An 18842-nucleotide genomic window follows, 5' to 3' on the forward strand; every position below is an offset into this window, starting at 1 on the left:
GGAAGAAGGTCAAGAGGCCGCAGTTCATATGCGATTGCCCTGGGGGTCGAGGGGAGAACCCGCTGCTTCTTTGCGCCCTGTTGATCCACCACCCCGGCGGAGGCCGGGGCCCAGTTGGGAAGGCCGAGGTAACGGAGCGCTGCCCGTCATCACGATCGTCTCCCGACTGGGCCCCGGCCTCCGCCGGGGTGGTAGAGACCTGGGGCTCAGAACCCCTCATCCGGCGAGGGCTCCTCCTCGGGCGGGCGGCGATCGTTGCGGGACGGGGGCGGTGGCTCGTCGCGGCTGCGGTCGGGACCGACGGTGAAGCTGCCGTCGCGGTCGAGCTTCATCTCGACGCCGAGGCCCCGCAGCGTCGCGTCGTTCGGCAGCACGTCGCCGTCGCCGGCATTGTCGATCGCTTCGTCGTCGCCGGTGTCCTCCACCATCACCGGCTGGACCGGCGGCGCCAGCCCGAGCCCCGCCTGCATGAACGATCGCCAGATTCGCGCCGGGACGGTGCCGCCGTGAAGCCCCGGGTTGGCGGAATTGTCGTCGTTGCCGACCCACACGCCGACCACCAGATCGCCCGCGAAGCCGATGAACCAGGCGTCGCGGCTATCCTGCGAGGTGCCGGTCTTGCCATAGGCCTTCACGCTCAGCACCGCCTCGCGCCCGGTGCCGCGGATCGAGGAATTGAGCAGCGAGAGCATGTTGGTGCGGATCTCGTCGGGCATCTCGGTGGTGCCGCCGGTCAGCGACTTCAGCCAGCCGCCATCCTCGCTCGGCTTCTCCACGCCGCGCGGCTGGACCGGGTAGCGGCCCGACGCGACCGCGGCATAGGCCGAGGTGAGTTCGAGCAGCGAGACCTCCGCGGTGCCGAGCCCGATCGTCGCCTCGGCCGGGATCGGCGTCGAAATGCCGAGATCGCGCGCGGCCTTGATGACGTTGCGGACGCCGAGCTCCTGGGTCAGCCGTGCCGCGGCGACGTTGGACGATCGCGCGAACGCCTGTGCAAGGCTGATCTGCCCGAGATAGCGGCCATCGTCGTTGCGCGGCTTCCACCCGGCGATGTCGACCGGCGAATCGTCGACCGTCGACGACGGCGTCATCCCCGCCCGCATCGCTGCGAGGTACACGAACAGCTTGAAGGTCGACCCCGGCTGCCGCCGCGCCTGGGTCGCGCGATTGAACGGGCTCTTGCCGTAGTCGCGCCCGCCGACCATCGCGACGACCCGGCCGTCGGGGCGCATCGCCACCAGCGCGACCTGGGCCTGGCGCAGCCCGGCGCCGCGTACCGCGCGTTCGGCGGCCCGCTGCAGCCGGCGATCGAGCGTGGTCTCGACGGTCGCCTCGGTCTTGATCTCGCCGGCCTGGTCGCGCGCGGCGGGCAGCACCCAGTCCGCGAAATAGGTGCCGCTCGGCAATTGCGTCGGCGACGCGGCGAGCACGCGCTGCGGCTGGACGCGGTCCGCCTCCGCCTTGGCGAGGAAGCCGGCGTCGACCATCGCCGACACCACCAGCATCTGGCGCTTGCGCGCGCCCTCCAGATTGCCGGTCGGCGCGAGCCGCGACGGCGCCTTCACCAGCCCTGCGAGCATCGCCGCCTGGCCGATGTTGAGCGTCTGCGGCGTGCGGCCGAAATAATGCTTCGACGCCGCGCTCAGCCCATAGACGTTGTCGCCGAAATAGACGTTCGACAGGTAGCGCGACAGGATCTGGTCCTTGGTCAGCCACGCCTCCAGCCAGAACGAGATCAGCATCTCGCGAATCTTGCGCGCGGCGGTGCGATCCGAATCGAGGAACGCGTTCTTCGCCAGCTGCTGGGTGATCGTGCTGCCGCCCTGGCGAACGCCGCCAGACCCGACGTTCGACACCGCGGCGCGGGCGATGCCGCGGGGGTCGATGCCCCAATGCGAATAGAAGCGGCGATCCTCGATCGCCAGGAACGCCTCGGTGACGTGCCTGGGCAGCTTGGCGGCATCGACCGGCGCGCCGATGATCGCGCCACGGCGCGCGATCGGCGTGCCGTCGTCCGCGGTCAGCGTGATCGACGGCGGGGTGGGCGGCTCGAGCGACTTGGACAGCGGCGCGGTGATCGCCAGCCACGCGATCGCGATCACCAGCAGCACGATCCCCGCCGCCACCGCGCGCAGCGTCCAGCGTAGGATCGTCGCGCGCCGGCTCGGCAACGGGGCGTCGTAGGGGCCGCCGTACGGCGCATCCTCCCAATCGCCGGGCGCGACGGGCTCGTCGAGCGCGTAGCGTTTTGCGATGGAGGAACGGGAGGTGGCATCCAACGGGTCGTAGCGCATCGGCTTATCCTGGCGGTCAGCCATCGGTGTATTATCTTCCCAAGACAGCTGGTGCAAGCTTCATGCGGTTGCGGGGGTTTAGCGGGTTATGGGTTGGGGCGTCACCCTTGAGTTTCGGGGGGTGTTCACGCGAAGGCGCGAAGGCGCGAAGATTTTAAGAGGGTTCACGCGGAGCCGCGGAGGTGCCGAATGGGGAGCCAAGCGCCGCAGGCATCCTCCTTCTCGCTTCTCTCGTTCTTCTTCCGCGTCTCCGCGTGAAATCCCTTTCTTGGCGCCCTCGCGCCTTCGCGTGAACCAGAGCCAGCCACCCCGGCCAAGCCCCACTTCCGTTCGCCTCGAGTAGCCGTCGAGCTCGTCGAGACGGCGTATCGAGAGGTGCTCTCTTGGGGCACTGTCTCTCGATACGGGCTCTCGACTTCGCTCGATCCCTACTCGAGACGAACGGAATTGGATGACGGGGTGACCCGGAAGAGCGGTGTTGGACATTGCACCACCCCCGGCCCCCAACCGCCGGAACATTTGGTTGGTCGCGTGCGGTGCATCCGCTAGACCGCGCGAACGATGCCCCATCTCTATCTCGTCGACGGCTCCGGCTATATCTTTCGCGCCTATCACCGCTTGCCGCCGCTCACCAACGTGCATGGCGAGCCGGTCGGCGCCGTCTATGGCTACACGACGATGCTGTGGAAGCTCGCGGACGAGGTCCATGCGGCCGACGGGCCGACGCACATGGCCGTGATCCTCGACAAATCGTCGAAGACCTTCCGCAACGACCTCTACGATCAGTACAAGGCGCACCGTCCGCCGCCGCCCGAGGATCTGGTCCCCCAGTTCCCGATGATCCGCGACGCGACCCGCGCCTTCTCGCTGCCGTGCATCGAGACCGAGGGGCTGGAGGCGGACGACATCATCGCCTGCTATGCCAAGGCGGCGCTGGCGCAGGGCTGGGCGGTGACGATCGTCAGTTCGGACAAGGACCTGATGCAGCTGATCGAGCCCGGGCTCGACCTCTACGACACGATGAACAACCGTCGCCTGGGTGCGGAGCATGTGGTGGAGAAGTTCGGGGTGATGCCCGATCGGCTCGGCGACGTGCTCGCGCTGATGGGCGACAGCGTCGACAACGTGCCGGGCGTCACCGGGGTCGGCCCCAAGACCGCGTCGAAGCTGATCAACGAACATGGCGATCTAGAGGGCGTGCTCGCCGCGGCGCCGTCGATGAAGCCCGGCAAGCTGCGCGACAACCTGATCGAACAGGCCGACAATGCGCGGCTCAGCAAAGTGCTGGTCACGCTCAACTGCACCGAGCCGCTGCCCGAGCCTCTCGACGAGCTCGAGCTGAAGGGCATTCCCGACGCGCCGCTGCGCGCGTTCCTCGAACATCATGGCTTCAAGTCGCTGCTGACCAAGCTCGGCCAAGTCGCCGACGCCCCGGTGCCGGCCCCCGCCAGCGTGCCGTTCGAGCAGGATCCGCCCTGCGATCACGATGGCTACGAGACCGTGGTCGATCTCGCCGCGCTCGACGACTGGATCGCGAAGGCACGGCACCAGGGCTGGATCGCGATCGATACCGAGACCACCGGGACGGACGCGACCCGCGCCGATCTGGTCGGGGTGTCGATGGCGCTCCATCCCAACCGCGCCTGCTACGTGCCGCTCGGCCATGGCGGCACCGATCTGCTCGCCGAGAACCCGGTCCAGGTCGATCGCACCGCCGCGCTCGCCGCGCTGAAGGACCTGTTCGAGGATCCCGCGGTGCTGAAGATCGGGCACAACCTCAAATACGACATGGTCGTGCTCGGGATGTGCGGGATCGAGGTCGCGCCGTTCGACGACACGATCGTGATGAGCTTCGATCTCGACGCCGGGCTGCACGGCCACGGCATGGACGAACTGGCGGCGACGCACCTGTCGCACAGTTGCATCGCGTTCAAGGACGTGGTCGGCACCGGCAAGACCCAGCGCGGCTTCCACGAAGTCGATCTGAAGGCCGCGACCCGCTACGCCGCGGAGGACGCCGACGTCACCTATCGCTTGTGGAAGCGGTTCAGGGCACGGCTGCCCGCCGAGGCGGCGACCCGAGTGTACGAGATGGTCGATCGGCCGCTGGTGCCGGTGATCGCGCGGATGGAGCAGCGCGGGATCAAGGTCGATCGCGACGTGCTCTCGCGTCTGTCGGCGGATTTCTCGACGCGGATGGCGGACCTCGAGACCGTGATCCACGGTCTGGCGGGAGCGCCGTTCACGATCGGCAGCCCCAAGCAACTCGGCGACGTGCTGTTCGAGCGGATGGGGATCAAGGGTGGGCGAAAGGGCAAGTCGGGGGTCTATTCGACCGACGTGACCGAGCTGGAGCGGATCGCCGCGGATAAGGATTCGCCCGGCGCGGAGATCTCCGCCCGCGTGCTCGACTGGCGGCAGCTCGCCAAGCTCAAGAACACCTATACCGATGCGCTCCAGCAGCAGATCCACCCGGTCACCGGCCGCGTGCACACGAGCTACAGCCTGACCGGCGCGCAGACCGGGCGGCTGTCGTCGACTGAACCCAATCTGCAGAACATCCCGATCCGCACCGAGATCGGCCGCCAGATCCGCGACGCCTTCGTGGCAGAGCCGGGCAACGTCCTGCTCGCGGCCGATTATTCGCAGATAGAGCTCCGGCTCGCGGCGCATATGGCCGATGTGCCTGCGCTTAAGGAGGCGTTCGCGCGCGGCGACGACATCCACAGCCTGACCGCGATGGAGCTGTTCGGCGAGGTCAACCGCGACACCCGCGGGCGCGCCAAGACGATCAACTTCGCGATCCTCTACGGCATCAGCCGATGGGGGCTGGCCGGCCGCCTCGACGTCACCGCCGATGAGGCGCAGGCGATGATCGATCGCTATTTCGAGCGCTTCCCGGGGATCAACCGCTACATCGCCGAGACGCTGGAGGAGGTGCGCGGGCGCGGCTTCACCACCACGCTGTTCGGGCGCAAGACCCACTTTCCGCGGATCCGCAGCAAGGTCCAGCACGAGCGCCAGGGCGCCGAACGCGCCGCGATCAACGCGCCGATTCAGGGAACCTGCGCCGACATCATCAAGCGCGCGATGGTGCGCATGGAACCCGCGCTTGCCGCGGCGGGCCTCGGTCACGTCCGCATGCTCCTCCAGGTCCACGACGAACTGGTCTTCGAAATGCCGGAAGGCGACGTCGCCGCCGCGACGCCGGTGATCGAAGCGGTGATGGCGGGGGCCGCCGCGCCGGCAATGCCGCTGTCGGTGCCGCTTGCGGTCGAGATCGGCACCGGCAAGAGCTGGGGCGCGGCGCATTGATCGTGGTCCGACCGCGCCACGGGAATTGCCCGTGACGGCTGACGCATCCGCGCAGGACCAGCATATCGATACGCTCGCCAAGGGCGGGCGGACCAACATCGCGGGGTTCGTGCTTCGGCTGCTCGCGCGGATCCCGTTCCTGTTCATCGCCGGGCGGCTGTACGGGCCGGACCTGGTCGGCCGCTTCGCGCTGGCGGTGCTGGTGGTCGAGATCGCGGCGCTGCTCGCGACGCTGGGGCTGAAGCGCGGGCTGGCGCAGGCGCTGGCGTCGGCGGAACGGCCGCATGCCTGCGTGGTCTGGGACGCGCTCGCGGTCGCGTTCATCGCCTCGATCGCGGCGAGTGCGGTGCTCTGCACCTTCCCGCAGATCATGTACCCGAACAGCGCAATTACCGGGCTCGACCGCTGGCTGCCGTGCATCATCGTCGCGATCGCCTGGTCCGACGTCAGCCTCGCCGCGCTCGCCTATCGGCTGAACGTGAAGGCGGCGGTGACCGCGCGTGCGGTGGTGGAGCCGTGGACGATCTCGATCGCGGCGTGGGCGTTCTCGTTCTTCACCACCAAGGACGGGCTGGTGCTCGCCTATGTCGCATCGATGACCGCGGCGCTGATCGCGAGCATCGTGCCGTTCCTGCGCAGCTACGGCTTGCCGCATGGATGGTCGCCGCACGTCCGCCCGCTCGCAGCGCTGGCCCGGTCGAACATGCCGCTGGCGGGCGCCGACGCGCTGGAATGGGGCAGTCGCAACGTCGATCGCTTCATCCTCGGGGTGATGTTCGAACCCAAGATCGTCGGCATCTATTATATGGCGCAACAGGTCGCATCGTTGCCGCAGAAGCTGAAGACGAGCTTCGATCCGATCCTGGGCCCGGTGATCACCCAGTCGCTGGCGAACGACGACCGCGCGGCGATCGCCAACCAGGTGCGCCAGGTGGCGTTCTGGATCATGGCGGCGCAGGGCGGGCTGGCGTTGATGGGCTCGATCCCCGGCGAGGCGGTGATGGGCGTCGTCGGTCCGCAATTCGTGGCGGGGACCGCGGCGCTCGGCTTCCTGCTGGCGGCGGAGGTGCTCGCCTCGACCGGCGCGGTGTGCGAATCGGCGCTGGTCTACACCGCGCGGCACCGTAACCTGATCATCTCGATCGTCATGCTCGCCTTCCAGATCGCGCTGAGCTTCGCGCTGATCCTGGCGATGCGGCGGCTGGAATGGCCGCGGACCTGGCAGGCGGCAGGGCCGGCGGTGGCGTTGATGGTCAGCGTCGGGCTTACATCGGTGTTCAAGGCGCGGTTGCTGTCGGCCATCCTGGCCGCGCCGGTGTCGCCGTGGCGCTGGCCGCTGGTGTGGGCGGGGCTGGCGGCGGGGCTGGTCGGCGCACTGTTCACCGCGCTGCCGCCGAGTCTCGAATGGGCGGAACTGCTGTTCGGCGAACCCGCGATCGCGTCGGTCTACCTGTTCATCCTGTGGCGCTACGCCTTCGGCCCCGCCGACCGCGCGCTATTCGGCAAGATGCCGGGGCGGGAGGAGGCGACGCTGCCCCATCTCGGGTCGCCGATCCGCTAGCGGCGAGAGCTTCCGGAGTTACCTCCCCCTCCATCAGTCCTGCGGACTGCCACCTCCCCTTGCGGGCAGGGCTATCGCATATGGACGATGGCTGCGCGGTCGGCCGCAGTTGTCATCAGACTTCCCATAATCTTCCGTCACCCCGGACTCGATCCGGGGTCCCGCTTTTTCCGAGATTCACGAAGCCGCCTCGTACGATTAGCGGGACCCCGGATCAGGTCCGGGGTGACGGAAGAAGATCAAGAGGGCGCAATTCATATGCGATTGCCCTGCCCTCGCAGGGAGGGGGACCGCTCGCGTAGCGATTGGTGGAGGGGGCCTCGCCGCCGGGCCAAAACCTCTCCATCAATGCCGGAAGTGGCGCATCCCGGTGAAGATCATCGCGAGGCCGGCCTCGTCCGCGGCGGCGATGACGTCGGTGTCGCGGATCGATCCGCCCGGCTGGATCACCGCGGTGGCACCCGCCTCGACCGCGGCGAGCAGCCCGTCGGCGAACGGGAAGAACGCGTCGGACGCGACCGCCGAGCCGATCGTCTTCGGCTCCGCCCAGCCCGCCTTCTCGGCGGCGTCCTTCGCCTTCCACGCGGCGATACGCGCGGATTCCAGCCGGTTCATCTGCCCCGCGCCGATCCCTGCGCTGACGCCGTCCTTGGCATAGACGATCGCGTTCGACTTGACGTGCTTGGCGATCGTCCAGGCGAAGCGGCAATCGGCGAGTTCGCGGTCGGAGGGCGCGCGCCTGGTGACGATCTTGATCATCGCGTCGTCGAGCGTCCCGGCGTCGCGCGACTGGAACAGCGCCCCCCCGGCAGCGGTCTTTACGGTCATGCCCGCGCGCGCCGGATCGGGCAGGTCGCCGACCAGCAACAGCCGCAGGTTCTTCTTGGCGGCGAACACCGCACGTGCCGCCTCGTCGGCGGCCGGGGCGGCGACGACTTCGGTGAAGATCCCGGTCATTGCCTCGGCGGTCGGGCCGTCGAGCGGGCGATTGACCGCGATGATCCCGCCGAACGCGGAGACGCTGTCGCAGGCCAGCGCCTTCTCATACGCCTCGACGAGCGTCTCGCCGGTGGCGACGCCGCAGGGGTTGGCGTGCTTGACGATCACGACGGTCGGCGGACCGTCGCGGAACTCGGCAACGAGTTCGAGCGCGGCGTCGGCATCGGCGATGTTGTTGTAGCTGAGCTCCTTGCCCTGGACCTGCTCGGCAGCGGCGAGGCTGCCGGGCACGGGCGGCTCGGGCACGTAGAGAGCCGCCTGCTGATGCGGGTTTTCCCCATAACGCAGCGTCTGGCCGCGGCGGTAGGACAGAGTCAGCCGCTCGGGGAAGGTCTCGCCCTGGTCGACGCCCGCGAACCAGGCGGCGATCGCGCCGTCATAGGCGGCGGTGGCGGCATAGGCCTTGGCGGCGAGGCGTCTGCGATCCGCGATCGTCGTACTGCCGTCCGCAACCAGCGCGTAATCCGCCGGATCAGTGACGATCGCGACATGAGCGTGGTTCTTCGCCGCCGATCGCACCATCGACGGGCCGCCGATGTCGATATTCTCGATGATCGTGTCGCGGTCCGCGCCCTTCGCGACGGTCGCCTCGAACGGGTAGAGATTGACCACGACCAGGTCGATCGCGCCGATCCCGTGCTCCTGCATTGAGGCGACGTGGCCGGGATCGTCGCGGACCGCCAGCAGGCCACCATGCACCATCGGGTGTAGCGTCTTGACCCGACCGTCCATCATCTCGGGAAAGCCGGTGAGATCGGACACGTCGCGCACCGTCAGCCCGGCGTCGCGCAGCGCGGTGGCGGTGCCGCCGGTCGAGACCAGCTCGACGCCGGCGGCGGCCAGCGAACGGGCGAGATCGACAATCCCGGTCTTGTCGGAAACGGAGAGCAGCGCGCGGGTGATCGGGATCGTGGTCATCGTCTCGGCCTTCGACAGAAAAATGGGGTAGCGACTACAGCGCGCGCTTCATCGCCCAGCTGACGCTGGCGCCGCCCGCCTGGGCCTCGCCGCTGATCACCAGCTGCTGGGTCGGGACCGGACGACCGTCGCCGTCGATCCACAGCGAGTCCTCGATCCCCAGCATGCCGCCGCGGCAGCGGAACTGCCAGAGCGGACCGCCGGGCAGGCGCAGGATCGCGGCCATGCCGTCGGCGGTCGGCGATGCCTGGACCCCGACGCCGAGGTGGAAGCGGACCGCGAACCTGTTCGCGCCGACCCGGCCCTTGCGCCCCTGCGGCAACAGCGAGTCCTCGCCGCGCAGCTCGCGGCCGTCGCCGGTGAGCAGCAGCTGGCGGCGGTGGACGAAGCCGAAGCGGCGGACATAGCCGTCATGGGTCGCCTCGATCCGGCTCGCGGCGTCGCTTTCCTGGCGGCTGAGCTCGACCGACGACACCCCGCGGCCGAGCGTGCCGTCGGCATGGATCGCGGTCGAGTTGCTATCGGCGACGGTCAGCGTCGAATGTGCCGCGGTGGTGCGCAGCCCGGCGGCGAAGGAGGCGGGCAGGCGCGCGGTCGCGGCGCGCGCACCGCCGCAATTGACGATCAGCCGCGCCGCGCCGTCGGAGAATTCGAACGCCAGCGTCGATGCGCAGCCGCCCTCGACCACCCGCGCGACGGGGGGCGGGGCAGCGTCGACGATCAGGGTCGTGGTGCCCGCGGCGAGCCGCTGATAGCCCCAGTCGCGCGCCTGCCGAAGCGGCCGGGTGCGCACCCCGCTGGCGTCGATCACTGCAGCGACCTGTTCGGCGGTCGCCGGGCCGCCGCCCTGCCAGCTGGCGAGGGCGCGGTCGCCATGCGTGACGCCGAGCAAGGCCGCGACCATCCGGTTGAGCGCGGCCTGCACCGGCTCCGGCAGCACCAGCCGGCGCGCGGCATAGGTCTCCCGCAGCATCGCCAGCAGCATGATCGAATCGAGCAGCATCGCCGGGCTGCGCGAGACCGACCCGCCATCGTCGAACAGCCCGGTGCCGAGCGCGCGGATCAGCCCCGCCTCGCCGAAGCTGCGCCGCGGGTCGCCGCCGGGGATCAGCAACCCCGCCGCGATCAGCCCCGACCAAGCGGCGATCCGCGGTGCACCCGGCGACGCCTTGTCCGCACCGCGATCGAGGTGGCGCGCGCCGCGGGCGAGTGCGTTCAGCACGCTCGACCGATAGACGATGTCGCTCGACGACAGGATCAGCGGCGCGTGCGCGGTCCAGAGCAGGATGCGACGCCCCCAGAGATCGGGGCGCCAGGCGTGCGCGTCGACCTTGTCGGCATAGGCGGCGAGCCACTTCGCCATCAGCGTCTCGGCGACCGGCGCGCCCTGCGCGCGGGTGGCGACGGTCGACAGGTCGCGCAGCCAGCCGAAGCCGTGGAGGTGATCCGCGAACGGCCGCCCCCAATCGCGCTCGGCATAGTCGAGCCGGTCGATCGCGCGGCTCTCGCCCCGGAACGACACCATGCCGGCGAGCAGCGCGCGGCCGCGGCGGACGTCACCTGGCACGGGATCGTTGGGCACCGCGATCAGCTTCAGCGGATAGCGTCCCTTCAGCCTTATGCCGTGGAGCGGGGTGCGCCACGTCAGCCGCTGGAACCGGTCGGCCAGTCGCTCGGCCAGCGACAGACCCTTGTCGCCGCCCAGCGTGATCAGCCGCTTGCCTTCCTCGATCCCGTCGGTCGCGGGGTCGGGCGCCGGCGCGGTCAACCGCCTCTCAGCGCGGCGATGTTGGCGGCATAGGCGTCGCGTCCGCCGCGAAACACCGCGGTGCCCGCGACCAGCGCGTCGGCGCCCGCATCGATGCATTGTCTCGCGGTGATGGGATCGACCCCGCCATCGACCTCGAGATCGATCGTGCGGCCGCTCGCGTCGATCATCTTGCGGATCGCGGCGATCTTCTTCAGCTGGCTGTCGATGAAGCTCTGCCCGCCGAAGCCGGGGTTGACGCTCATCACCAGGATCAGGTCGACCATGTCGACGAGATAGTCGAGCATCTTGGCAGGCGTGCCCGGGCACAGCACCACCCCGGCGCGCTTGCCGAGCCCGCGGATATGCTGGAGCGAGCGGTGGATGTGCGGCCCCGCCTCGACATGCACGGTGATGGTGTCGGCCCCGGCCTCGGCAAAGGCATCGAGATAGGCATCGACGGGCGAGATCATCAGGTGGACGTCGAACGGCTTGGTGGTGTGCGGGCGGATCGCCTTCACCACCGCAGGCCCCATCGTGATGTTGGGGACGAAATGCCCGTCCATCACGTCGATATGGATCCAGTCGGCCCCCGCCGCGTCGATCGCACGGACCTCCTCGCCGAGCATCGCGAAGTCGGCGGACAGGATCGATGGCGCGATGCGAACGGATTGCATGGCCGCCGCTCTATCGGCGGATGCGCGCGGGTGGAACCCGTTTCAGCCGCGGCTCGCGATGGGCCGATGTCCATCTTCTAGCGAACGGAGGTTGACGCGTTGACGTGCCCTAGCGGCGGACGAGGCGGGCGATGAAGAAGCCGTCGCAGCCGCCGTGGTCGGCGAGCATCCCGGGCAGCAAGCGGACCCAGCCCTGCTCGGCGACCGGTATGCCCGCGGGCAGCAGCGCCGCGTCGGGCGGCGCGATCGCGTAATCGGGGCGCGCGGCGAGGAGCGCCTCGACCTGGCGCTCGCCCTCGGCGGGTTCGAGCGAGCAGGACGCGTAGACCAGGCTTCCGCCCGGCTTCACCCAGTCGGCGGCGCGCGCCAGCAGCTCGGCCTGGAGCACCGCCATCTCGGCGACGATCGACGGGCGGACGCGGTGGAGCACGTCGGGATGGCGGCGGAAGATCCCGGTGGCGCTGCACGGCGCATCGAGCAGGATCGCGTCGGCGGGCTCGGGCGGGGTCCAGCGGCGGACGTCGGCGACCACCACTTCGGCCTTCTGCCGCGCGCGGAACAGGTTCTCGCGCAGCCGCTTGATCCGCTGCGGCGACGCGTCGACCGCGCCTACCCGCCAGCCGGCGGCGGCGAGCTGCAGCGTCTTGCCGCCCGGCGCGGCGCAGAGATCGAGCACGTGCCGGCCCTCGCCAGCGCCGAGCAGCCGCGCGGGGATCGAGGCGGCGATGTCCTGCACCCACCAGGCGCCTTCCGCGAAGCCCGGCGTCTCGGGCACCGGGCCGTGTTCGGCGACGCGGATATGGCCGGGCGCGAGGCTGGTCCCGCCGAGCGTCTCCCGCCAGTGATCGGTCATGGCGGCATCGGCCAGCGTGACGTCGAGCAACGGCGGCGCCGCGATCGCGCGTGCGGCGGCGTCGACCATCGCCTCACCCCAGGCGGCGTCCCAGCGCAGCTCGACCGGGGCGGGGAGCGCGGGCAGTTCGGGCAGCAGTACGCCGCTGCGCATGATCGTGCCGAACACGCCGTGCACCAGCTTGCGCGGACCGCCATCGACCAGCGGCAGCACCGTCGAGATCGCGGCGTGCGGCGGGGTGCCGAGCACCAGCGCCTGGACCAGCGCGATGCGTAGCGCGGTGCGTGCCTTGGCATCGTCGGGCAAGGCGCGGTCGGTGACCGAATCGATCAGCGCGTCGAGGTCGGGCAGCCGGCGCAGCGCCTCGGCCGCGATCGCATGCGCCAGCCCGCGGTCGGGGCCGTGCACGCCGCGCGTCGCCGCGGTCAGCGCCTGTTCGAGCGGCTCGCCACGGCGCAGCACCGCGTCGAGCAGCCGCATCGCGGCACGGCGCGATGCGGTGCCGAGTGGTTCGGGGGGCTTGGCCATCAGGCGGAAACGGTCGTCATCGCGGGCGATGTGGCGTGCGCGCGGCGCCAGCGCAATCATTGTCGCCCGCGCACGTCTTTGCATCGCCGCGCGCGCACCTTACATCGGCCGCATGGGACAGCGTCCAGATCATGTGAAACCACCGGCTTATCTGAGCAAGAACACCCCGGTGCCGACCCCCGAAGACAAGCCGCGGCCTGCGGTGGATCCCCTGGGGCGAGACCCGGTGCGGTATGGCGACTGGGAGCTGAAGGGCATCGCGATCGATTTCTGATGGGGGCGCCTTCCCGCGCAACGATCGAACCCTAAGCCCCCTCTTCCCGCAACGGCCGTGCCAGCAGGTCGCCGATCACCGCGCTCGCGGCGACGCCCGACAACAGGCGGCACACTGCGTCGGTCACCGGCATGTCCACTCCCGCCTCGCGGGCCGCCTCGGCGAGCACGGGGGCGGTGAACGCGCCTTCCGCGACGGTGCGGCGATCGGCGAGCAACTCCGCCGCGCTGCCGCCGCGGCCCAGCCCGACGCCGAGCGAGAAGTTGCGCGAGCTTGTCGACGAACAGGTCAGCACCAGGTCGCCGAGCCCCGACAGCCCCGCCAGCGTCTCGGCACGCGCGCCGCGCGCGAGGCCGAACCGGGTCATCTCCGCGAATCCGCGCGCGATCAACGCGGCGCGGGCGTTCTGGCCCAGCCCCGCGCCCTCGACTACGCCGCATGCGATCGCGAGCACGTTCTTGACCGCGCCGCCGATCTCCGCGCCGATCACGTCGCCGCTCGCGTAGGGGCGGAAATGCGGGGCGGCGAGCCGGTCCGACAGGCGCCGGCGCAATGCCGGATCCACCGCGGCCAGCGTCACCGCGGTCGGCAGCCCCGCCGCGACCTCGTGCGCGAAGGTCGGCCCCGACAGCACCGCGACCGGCGCCTGCGGATGCACCTGGCGCGCGACCTCGCCGACCAGCAGGCGGGTGCCTGCCTCGATCCCCTTGGCGCAGAGCACCAGCGGCGTCGTCCCGACCGGCGCCTGCGCCAGCACCGTGCGGACGTGTTGCGCCGGCGCGACGACGAGGATCGCGTCGCACCCCGCCAGATCGTCGAGCGATTCCGTTGCCGTGATCGTCGGCGACAGCGCGACGCCCGCCAGGAAGCTGCGATTCTCGTGATGCGCGGTGATGTCGGCGACCACCTCGGGCTCGCGTGCCCACAAGGTCACCGCCCGGCCGCCATGCGCGGCGATCTGCGCCAGCGCGGTGCCCCAGGCGCCGCCGCCGATCACCCCGATCCTCATGCCTTGACCCCCGCGCCGCGTACCGCCTCGGCGGACGGATCGAGCGGCCAGCGCGCGCGGGCGGGAACGTCGAGCGGATCGGTCAGCCCCGCCGCGAAGCGCTCGGCGCCCGCCCAGGCGATCATCGCCGCGTTGTCGGTGCACAGCCATAGCGGCGGCGCGACGAAGCGGAGGCCGTGCGCCTCGGCCAGCGCCTGCATTGACGCGCGGACCGCACCGTTCGCGGCGACCCCGCCCGCGACCACCAGCGCGGTCGCCTCGACCGACGCCAGCGCCCGCTTGGTGCGATCGAGCAGGCAATCGACCACCGCCGCCTGGAACGACGCCGCAATGTCCTCCGGCGCATGATGCCCGACCGCGCGCGACACCGCGCTCTTCAGCCCCGCAAACGAGAAATGCGGCTCGGGCGAGCCCTTCAGCGGGCGCGGCAGCGGGACCTTGCGGGCATCGCCGAGTGCCGCCGCCCGCTCGACCGCAGGGCCACCGGGAAAGCCGAGGCCGAGCAGCTTGGCGGTCTTGTCGAACGCCTCGCCGACCGCATCGTCGATCGTCGTCGCGAGCCGGCGATAGCGCGCGACGCTTTCGACCAGCAGCAGCTGACAATGCCCGCCCGACACCAGCAGCAGCAAATAGGGGAAATCGAGGTCGGGATCGGACAGTCGCGGGCTGAGCGCATGGCCCTCGAGATGGTTGACCGCGATCAGCGGCTTGCCGGCGGCATGCGCGAGTGCCTTGCCGGTGACGAGCCCGACCATCACCCCGCCGATCAGCCCCGGCCCCGCGGTCGCCGCGACCGCATCGACCTGGCCGAGCGTCAGTCCGGCATCGGCGAGCGCCGCCGCGATCAGGGGCTCCAGCGCCTCGACATGCGCGCGGGCCGCGATCTCCGGCACCACCCCGCCGAACGGCGCGTGTGCGGCTTCCTGACCCGCCAGCCGGTGCGCGAGCACGCGGCGATCGTGCATGACGAGGGCGGCGGCGGTCTCGTCGCAGGAGGATTCGAGGCCGAGCACGATCATCGCGTCGGTCTAGCGGCTCGGCTTCCCCTTGTCGAAGGGGGGTGCTTTGGGCATGGCCGCGCGATGATCCGGTTCAGGCTCGGCACGCGCGGTTCGCCGCTGGCGCTCACCCAGGCGGCGATGGTCCGTTCCGCGCTGTGCGCCGCGCATGGCTGGCGCGACGACGAGATCGAGACGGTGGTGATCCGCACCACCGGCGACCGGGTGCAGGACCGGGCTCTGGCAGAGATCGGCGGCAAGGCGCTGTGGACGAAGGAGCTCGATCGTGCGCTGCTCGGCGGCGAGATCGACGGGTGCGTGCATTCGATGAAGGATGTCGAGACGGTGCGCCCTGCGGGAATCGCGATCGCCGCGATGCTGCCGCGTGGCGACGTCCGCGACCGGCTGATCGGCGCCGACGCCGTTGCGGATTTGCGCCAGGGTGCGGTGATCGGGACGAGCTCGCCGCGACGGCGCGCGCAATTGCTGCGCGAACGGCCGGATCTGTCGGTGATCACCTTCCGCGGCAACGTCGACACCCGGCTCGCCAAGCTGGCGGCGGGGGAGGTCGATGCGACGCTGCTCGCGGCGGCGGGGCTCGACCGGCTCGGGCGCGACACCGTGGGCGTGGCGATCCCGACCGACGCGATGCTACCCGCACCGGCGCAGGGCGCGGTTGGCATCGAGGTGCGGATGGCCGACGAAGGCGCGGCGGTGCTGGTCGCGGCGATCGACGACCGTGCGACCAGCCTTTGCGTCAACACCGAACGCGCGCTGCTCGCGGCGTTGAAGGCGGATTGCCACTCGCCGGTTGCGGCGCTCGCTGCGCTGGCGGGGGAGACGCTGTCGCTTCGCGCGGAGCTGATCGCGGAGGATGGATCGGCCTTCGTCACCGGGGCGATCGAGGGGGCGATCGGCGACGATCTCGGCCCCGCGCTCGCCGCCGACCTGCTCGATCGCGCGCCGGAAGCGGTGCGGAGGCTGTTCGCGGCGTGAGGATGATCGTCGTCCGGCCCGCGCCGGGCGATGCGCGGACGCTGGAACGGCTCGCCGCGCGAGGCGTGGATGTGGAGTTGATCCCCCTGTTCGCAGTTCGGCCGGTCGCATGGACGCCGCCCGAACCCGCCGCGTTCGACGCGTTGCTGCTCACCAGCGCCAATGCCTTACGTCATGGCGGCACCGGCCTCGATCGCCTGCGCCGGCTGCCGGTCGTCGCGGTCGGTGCGGCGACCGCGGCGGCGGCCAGGGCTGCCGGGTTCGTGGTCGCGCTGACCGGCGATGGCGACGTCGCGCGGGTGTGCGACGAGGCCGCGTCGGCGGGGCTCGGCCGGCTGCTGCACCTCGCCGGGCGCGACCGAAAAGCGGCGGGTGCGACGGCGATCACGGTCTATGCCAGCGAAGCGCTAGCCGTGTCGCCGGATGACGTCGCACGATTCGCGGGCGCGACCGTCCTGCTCCATTCGGCGCGCGCTGCGACGATGGTCGCCCGGCTGGTCGATCGGGACGGGATCGATCGGGCCAGGGTGCGATTGGCGGCGTTCAGTCCGGCGGTCGCGGCGGCGGTGGGCGACGGCTGGCAGGAGGTCGCGATCGCGTCGGCGCCGACCGATCCCGCGCTGATCGAGGCCGCGATTGACCAGCGCCCACCGCGCGCGGATAAGTGACCGCATGACCGACTATGCGCCGATCGATCCGCTGCGTACGCGCGACCCCCGTGGCGGCGCGCGCGGATCGCGGACCGGGCTGATCGTCGTCCTGATCCTCCTGGCCTTCGCCGCCGGTCTCGTCCTCGCCGGCTTCGCGCTTCGCCAGGTGCCTTGGTTCGCCGCGATCGGCGGGCAGGCCGCCCCCGCAACCGCGACCGCCGCGCGGACCACCGGCAATGGCGGTGGCGAATATCTGCCCGCCAACCCGCTCGACGCCAGCGGCAACGCCCCCGGTATCGACGTCAACACGCTCGCGACGCGCGAAGCCGCGCTCGCCGGGCAGCTGACCGCGCTGGAGACCCGCACCGCGACGGTGCAGACCGAGGCGGTCGGCGCGGCCAGCCAGGCGACCCGCGCGGAAGGGCTGCTGGTCGCCTTCGCCGCGCGCCGGGCGCTCGATCGCGGCCTGGGGCTCGGCTATCTCGAGGAACAGCTGCGCGCGCGCTTCGGCACGGCGCAGCCCGCGGCGGTGGCGACGATCATCGAGGCGTCGCGCCAGCCGCTGACGCTGGAGGCGCTGCGCCAGGGGCTCGATGCGGTGGCGCCCAACATCGCGACGGTCAGCGACGACAGCTGGTGGCGCGCGCTGCGCCGCGAGATCGGCACGCTGGTGGTGCTCCGCAAGGCGGGCACCCCGTCGCCGCTACCCGCGGACCGCCTCGCCCGCGCCAAGCGGCTGCTCGACGGCGGCCAGGTCGAAGCCGCCCGCGCCGAAGTCGCCCGGCTGCCCGGCGCCGGCGACGCCGCCAACTGGACCGCCGCCGCCGACCGCTACATCGCCGCCCGCAACGCACTCGACCGTGTGGAAAGCGCCGCGATCCTCGGACAGGGCGCGCAACCCGCCGCCGCGGCGGTGACGCCGGCGCCGTAGTGGTCGTGGCGCGGTTGGACCGATGCTTGCCGGAGGCATCGAGCCAAGCGGAACGCCTCTAAGCTCCTCCCCTGCAAGGGGAGGTGGCTGGCGTCAGCCAGACGGAGGGGTGACACCTTCTCCGGATTGCGGGTCACCCCTCCGTCAGTCCTGCGGACTGCCACCTCCCCTTGCAGGGGAGGATCAGCATCGATCGGATGCCGGCCGAGCGTGACTAACGCGCGACCCGCTCGATCAACGCCATCGCGCCGTGGGGGGCGCGGACCTTCGCGCCGCTGATGAAGAAGACGAAGGTGTCGCGGGCTTTCTTCGCCGGCGGTGTTTCCTCGACATAGGGCAGCCCAGGAGGGGCGCCGCCTTCGCTCCAGGCGCGCGCCGCATCGGCCCAGCGGTCGAGCGCGGCGGCGTCGTAGCCGGTAGCGTGTTCCTCGATGCCGGCTTCGAGGCGGGCGTACATGAAGTCGGCGGTGACGTCGGCGATCGCGGGATAGTCGGTCGAATCCGCGAACACGATCGCGACTCCGGCGGCGCGGGCCATCGCAATGAATTCGGGCACCGCGAAGCTGTCGTGGCGGACATGGACCGCGTGGCGCAACGCGACGCCGGCGTGGCGCGCGGGCAGCAGTGCCAGGAACGCCCGCATGTCGTCGGGGTCGAACTTCTTGGTGCCCGCGAATTGCCAGAGGATCGGGCCGAGCTTGTCGCCGAGTTCGACGATGCCCTGGCCGACGAACCGCTCGATCGAGTCGCCCGCCTCGGCGAGGATCTTGCGCGTGGTGCAGTAGCGCGATGCCTTCAGCGCGAACACGAAGCCGTCGGGCACGCTTTCCGCCCAACCGGCGAAGGTCGCGGGCTTGAAGCCGCTGTAGAAGGTGCCGTTGACCTCGATCGCGGTGAGCTTCGACGCGGCATATTCGAGCTCGCGCTTCTGCGGCCATTTGGGCGGGTAGAAGCTATCGCGCCACGGCGCGAAGCTCCATCCGCCGATGCCGACCCGGATCGTTCCCGCCTTCGCCATGCGCCCGTCCTCGTTGCCCTGAGCGCAACCCTAGCGTGGTTCCGGACGCGGCGCGATTGCCGCGATGGCCGGGG

The 18842-nt window shown here is 70.7% G+C and carries 14 protein-coding genes; 6 read left to right on the plus strand and 8 right to left on the minus strand.

What is annotated here, in order from left to right; translation table 11 throughout:
* Positions 1-206: 206 nt before the first annotated feature.
* Entirely contained in the window at positions 207-2318 is a 2112-nt protein-coding gene (locus ACT009_RS11140) for a transglycosylase domain-containing protein (RefSeq protein WP_445191152.1), read from the minus strand.
* Positions 2319-2855: 537 nt separating this feature from the next.
* Here ACT009_RS11140 and polA point away from each other — a divergent pair.
* Entirely contained in the window at positions 2856-5609 is a 2754-nt protein-coding gene (gene polA, locus ACT009_RS11145; RefSeq protein WP_445191153.1) for a DNA polymerase I, read from the plus strand.
* Between the two features lie 31 nt (positions 5610-5640).
* The gene (locus ACT009_RS11150; RefSeq protein WP_445191154.1) at positions 5641-7170 is read left to right on the plus strand and encodes a lipopolysaccharide biosynthesis protein; all 1530 of its coding nucleotides are present in this window, start codon (positions 5641-5643) and stop codon (positions 7168-7170) included.
* Positions 7171-7515: 345 nt separating this feature from the next.
* On the opposite strand, the gene purH is transcribed toward ACT009_RS11150, so the two are convergent.
* From purH to ACT009_RS11170, 4 genes are all read right to left on the minus strand, one after another.
* On the minus strand, positions 7516-9087 hold the full coding sequence (purH, locus tag ACT009_RS11155) for a bifunctional phosphoribosylaminoimidazolecarboxamide formyltransferase/IMP cyclohydrolase (RefSeq protein WP_445191155.1): 1572 nt from the start codon (positions 9085-9087) through the stop codon (positions 7516-7518).
* A 34-nt stretch (positions 9088-9121) separates the two neighbouring features.
* On the minus strand, positions 9122-10855 hold the full coding sequence (locus ACT009_RS11160) for a heparinase II/III family protein (protein ID WP_445191156.1): 1734 nt from the start codon (positions 10853-10855) through the stop codon (positions 9122-9124).
* Complete coding sequence (gene rpe, locus ACT009_RS11165) at positions 10852-11511, minus strand: ribulose-phosphate 3-epimerase (protein ID WP_445191157.1); 660 nt, start codon at positions 11509-11511, stop codon at positions 10852-10854. Before rpe ends, ACT009_RS11160 begins: the two co-directional genes overlap by 4 nt.
* Before the next feature lie 109 nt (positions 11512-11620).
* Entirely contained in the window at positions 11621-12892 is a 1272-nt protein-coding gene (locus tag ACT009_RS11170; protein WP_445191158.1) for an RsmB/NOP family class I SAM-dependent RNA methyltransferase, read from the minus strand.
* A gap of 112 nt (positions 12893-13004) precedes the next feature.
* Between ACT009_RS11170 and ACT009_RS11175 the strand changes: the two genes are divergently transcribed.
* Positions 13005-13166 (plus strand): DUF1674 domain-containing protein, encoded by a 162-nt coding sequence (locus ACT009_RS11175; RefSeq protein ID WP_375422145.1) that lies wholly within the window; start codon positions 13005-13007, stop codon positions 13164-13166.
* Positions 13167-13197: 31 nt separating this feature from the next.
* Here ACT009_RS11175 and ACT009_RS11180 read toward each other — a convergent pair whose 3' ends face one another.
* Complete coding sequence (locus ACT009_RS11180; RefSeq protein ID WP_445191159.1) at positions 13198-14175, minus strand: NAD(P)H-dependent glycerol-3-phosphate dehydrogenase; 978 nt, start codon at positions 14173-14175, stop codon at positions 13198-13200.
* Positions 14172-15194 carry a tRNA (adenosine(37)-N6)-threonylcarbamoyltransferase complex transferase subunit TsaD gene (gene tsaD / locus ACT009_RS11185; RefSeq protein ID WP_445191160.1) on the minus strand — a complete coding sequence of 341 codons (1023 nt, stop codon included), beginning with the start codon at positions 15192-15194 and terminating at the stop codon, positions 14172-14174. The genes ACT009_RS11180 and tsaD overlap by 4 nt, the downstream gene beginning before the upstream one ends.
* 63 nt (positions 15195-15257) lie before the next feature.
* Here tsaD and hemC point away from each other — a divergent pair, with 63 nt between their 5' ends.
* Genes hemC through ACT009_RS11200 form a run of 3 tightly spaced genes read left to right on the plus strand, consistent with a single transcriptional unit; the run spans position 15258 to position 17750 of the window.
* Positions 15258-16169: a hydroxymethylbilane synthase gene (gene hemC, locus ACT009_RS11190; RefSeq protein ID WP_445191161.1), complete on the plus strand. Its 912-nt coding sequence runs from the start codon at positions 15258-15260 to the stop codon at positions 16167-16169.
* Positions 16170-16171: 2 nt separating this feature from the next.
* Entirely contained in the window at positions 16172-16837 is a 666-nt protein-coding gene (locus ACT009_RS11195) for a uroporphyrinogen-III synthase (protein ID WP_445194069.1), read from the plus strand.
* 4 nt (positions 16838-16841) lie between these two features.
* Positions 16842-17750, plus strand: coding sequence for a hypothetical protein (locus ACT009_RS11200; RefSeq protein WP_445191162.1), 909 nt, complete (start codon positions 16842-16844; stop codon positions 17748-17750).
* A 214-nt stretch (positions 17751-17964) separates the two neighbouring features.
* On the opposite strand, the gene ACT009_RS11205 is transcribed toward ACT009_RS11200, so the two are convergent.
* Entirely contained in the window at positions 17965-18768 is an 804-nt protein-coding gene (locus ACT009_RS11205) for a DUF72 domain-containing protein (RefSeq protein WP_445191163.1), read from the minus strand.
* Between the last annotated feature and the right edge of the window lie 74 nt (positions 18769-18842).

The organism is Sphingomonas sp. Tas61C01 (assembly GCF_052567495.1).

Excerpts from the sequence above, each read along its gene's own strand:
- ACT009_RS11140 (WP_445191152.1), bottom strand. The coding sequence starts at position 2,318 with ATGGCTGACCGCCAGGATAAGCCGATGCGCTACGACCCGTTGGATGCC.
- polA (WP_445191153.1), top strand. The coding sequence starts at position 2,856 with ATGCCCCATCTCTATCTCGTCGACGGCTCCGGCTATATCTTTCGCGCC.
- purH (WP_445191155.1), bottom strand. The coding sequence starts at position 9,087 with ATGACCACGATCCCGATCACCCGCGCGCTGCTCTCCGTTTCCGACAAG.
- rpe (WP_445191157.1), bottom strand. The coding sequence starts at position 11,511 with ATGCAATCCGTTCGCATCGCGCCATCGATCCTGTCCGCCGACTTCGCG.
- ACT009_RS11170 (WP_445191158.1), bottom strand. The coding sequence starts at position 12,892 with ATGGCCAAGCCCCCCGAACCACTCGGCACCGCATCGCGCCGTGCCGCG.
- ACT009_RS11175 (WP_375422145.1), top strand. The coding sequence starts at position 13,005 with ATGGGACAGCGTCCAGATCATGTGAAACCACCGGCTTATCTGAGCAAG.
- ACT009_RS11180 (WP_445191159.1), bottom strand. The coding sequence starts at position 14,175 with ATGAGGATCGGGGTGATCGGCGGCGGCGCCTGGGGCACCGCGCTGGCG.
- tsaD (WP_445191160.1), bottom strand. The coding sequence starts at position 15,194 with ATGATCGTGCTCGGCCTCGAATCCTCCTGCGACGAGACCGCCGCCGCC.
- hemC (WP_445191161.1), top strand. The coding sequence starts at position 15,258 with ATGATCCGGTTCAGGCTCGGCACGCGCGGTTCGCCGCTGGCGCTCACC.
- ACT009_RS11195 (WP_445194069.1), top strand. The coding sequence starts at position 16,172 with ATGATCGTCGTCCGGCCCGCGCCGGGCGATGCGCGGACGCTGGAACGG.
- ACT009_RS11200 (WP_445191162.1), top strand. The coding sequence starts at position 16,842 with ATGACCGACTATGCGCCGATCGATCCGCTGCGTACGCGCGACCCCCGT.
- ACT009_RS11205 (WP_445191163.1), bottom strand. The coding sequence starts at position 18,768 with ATGGCGAAGGCGGGAACGATCCGGGTCGGCATCGGCGGATGGAGCTTC.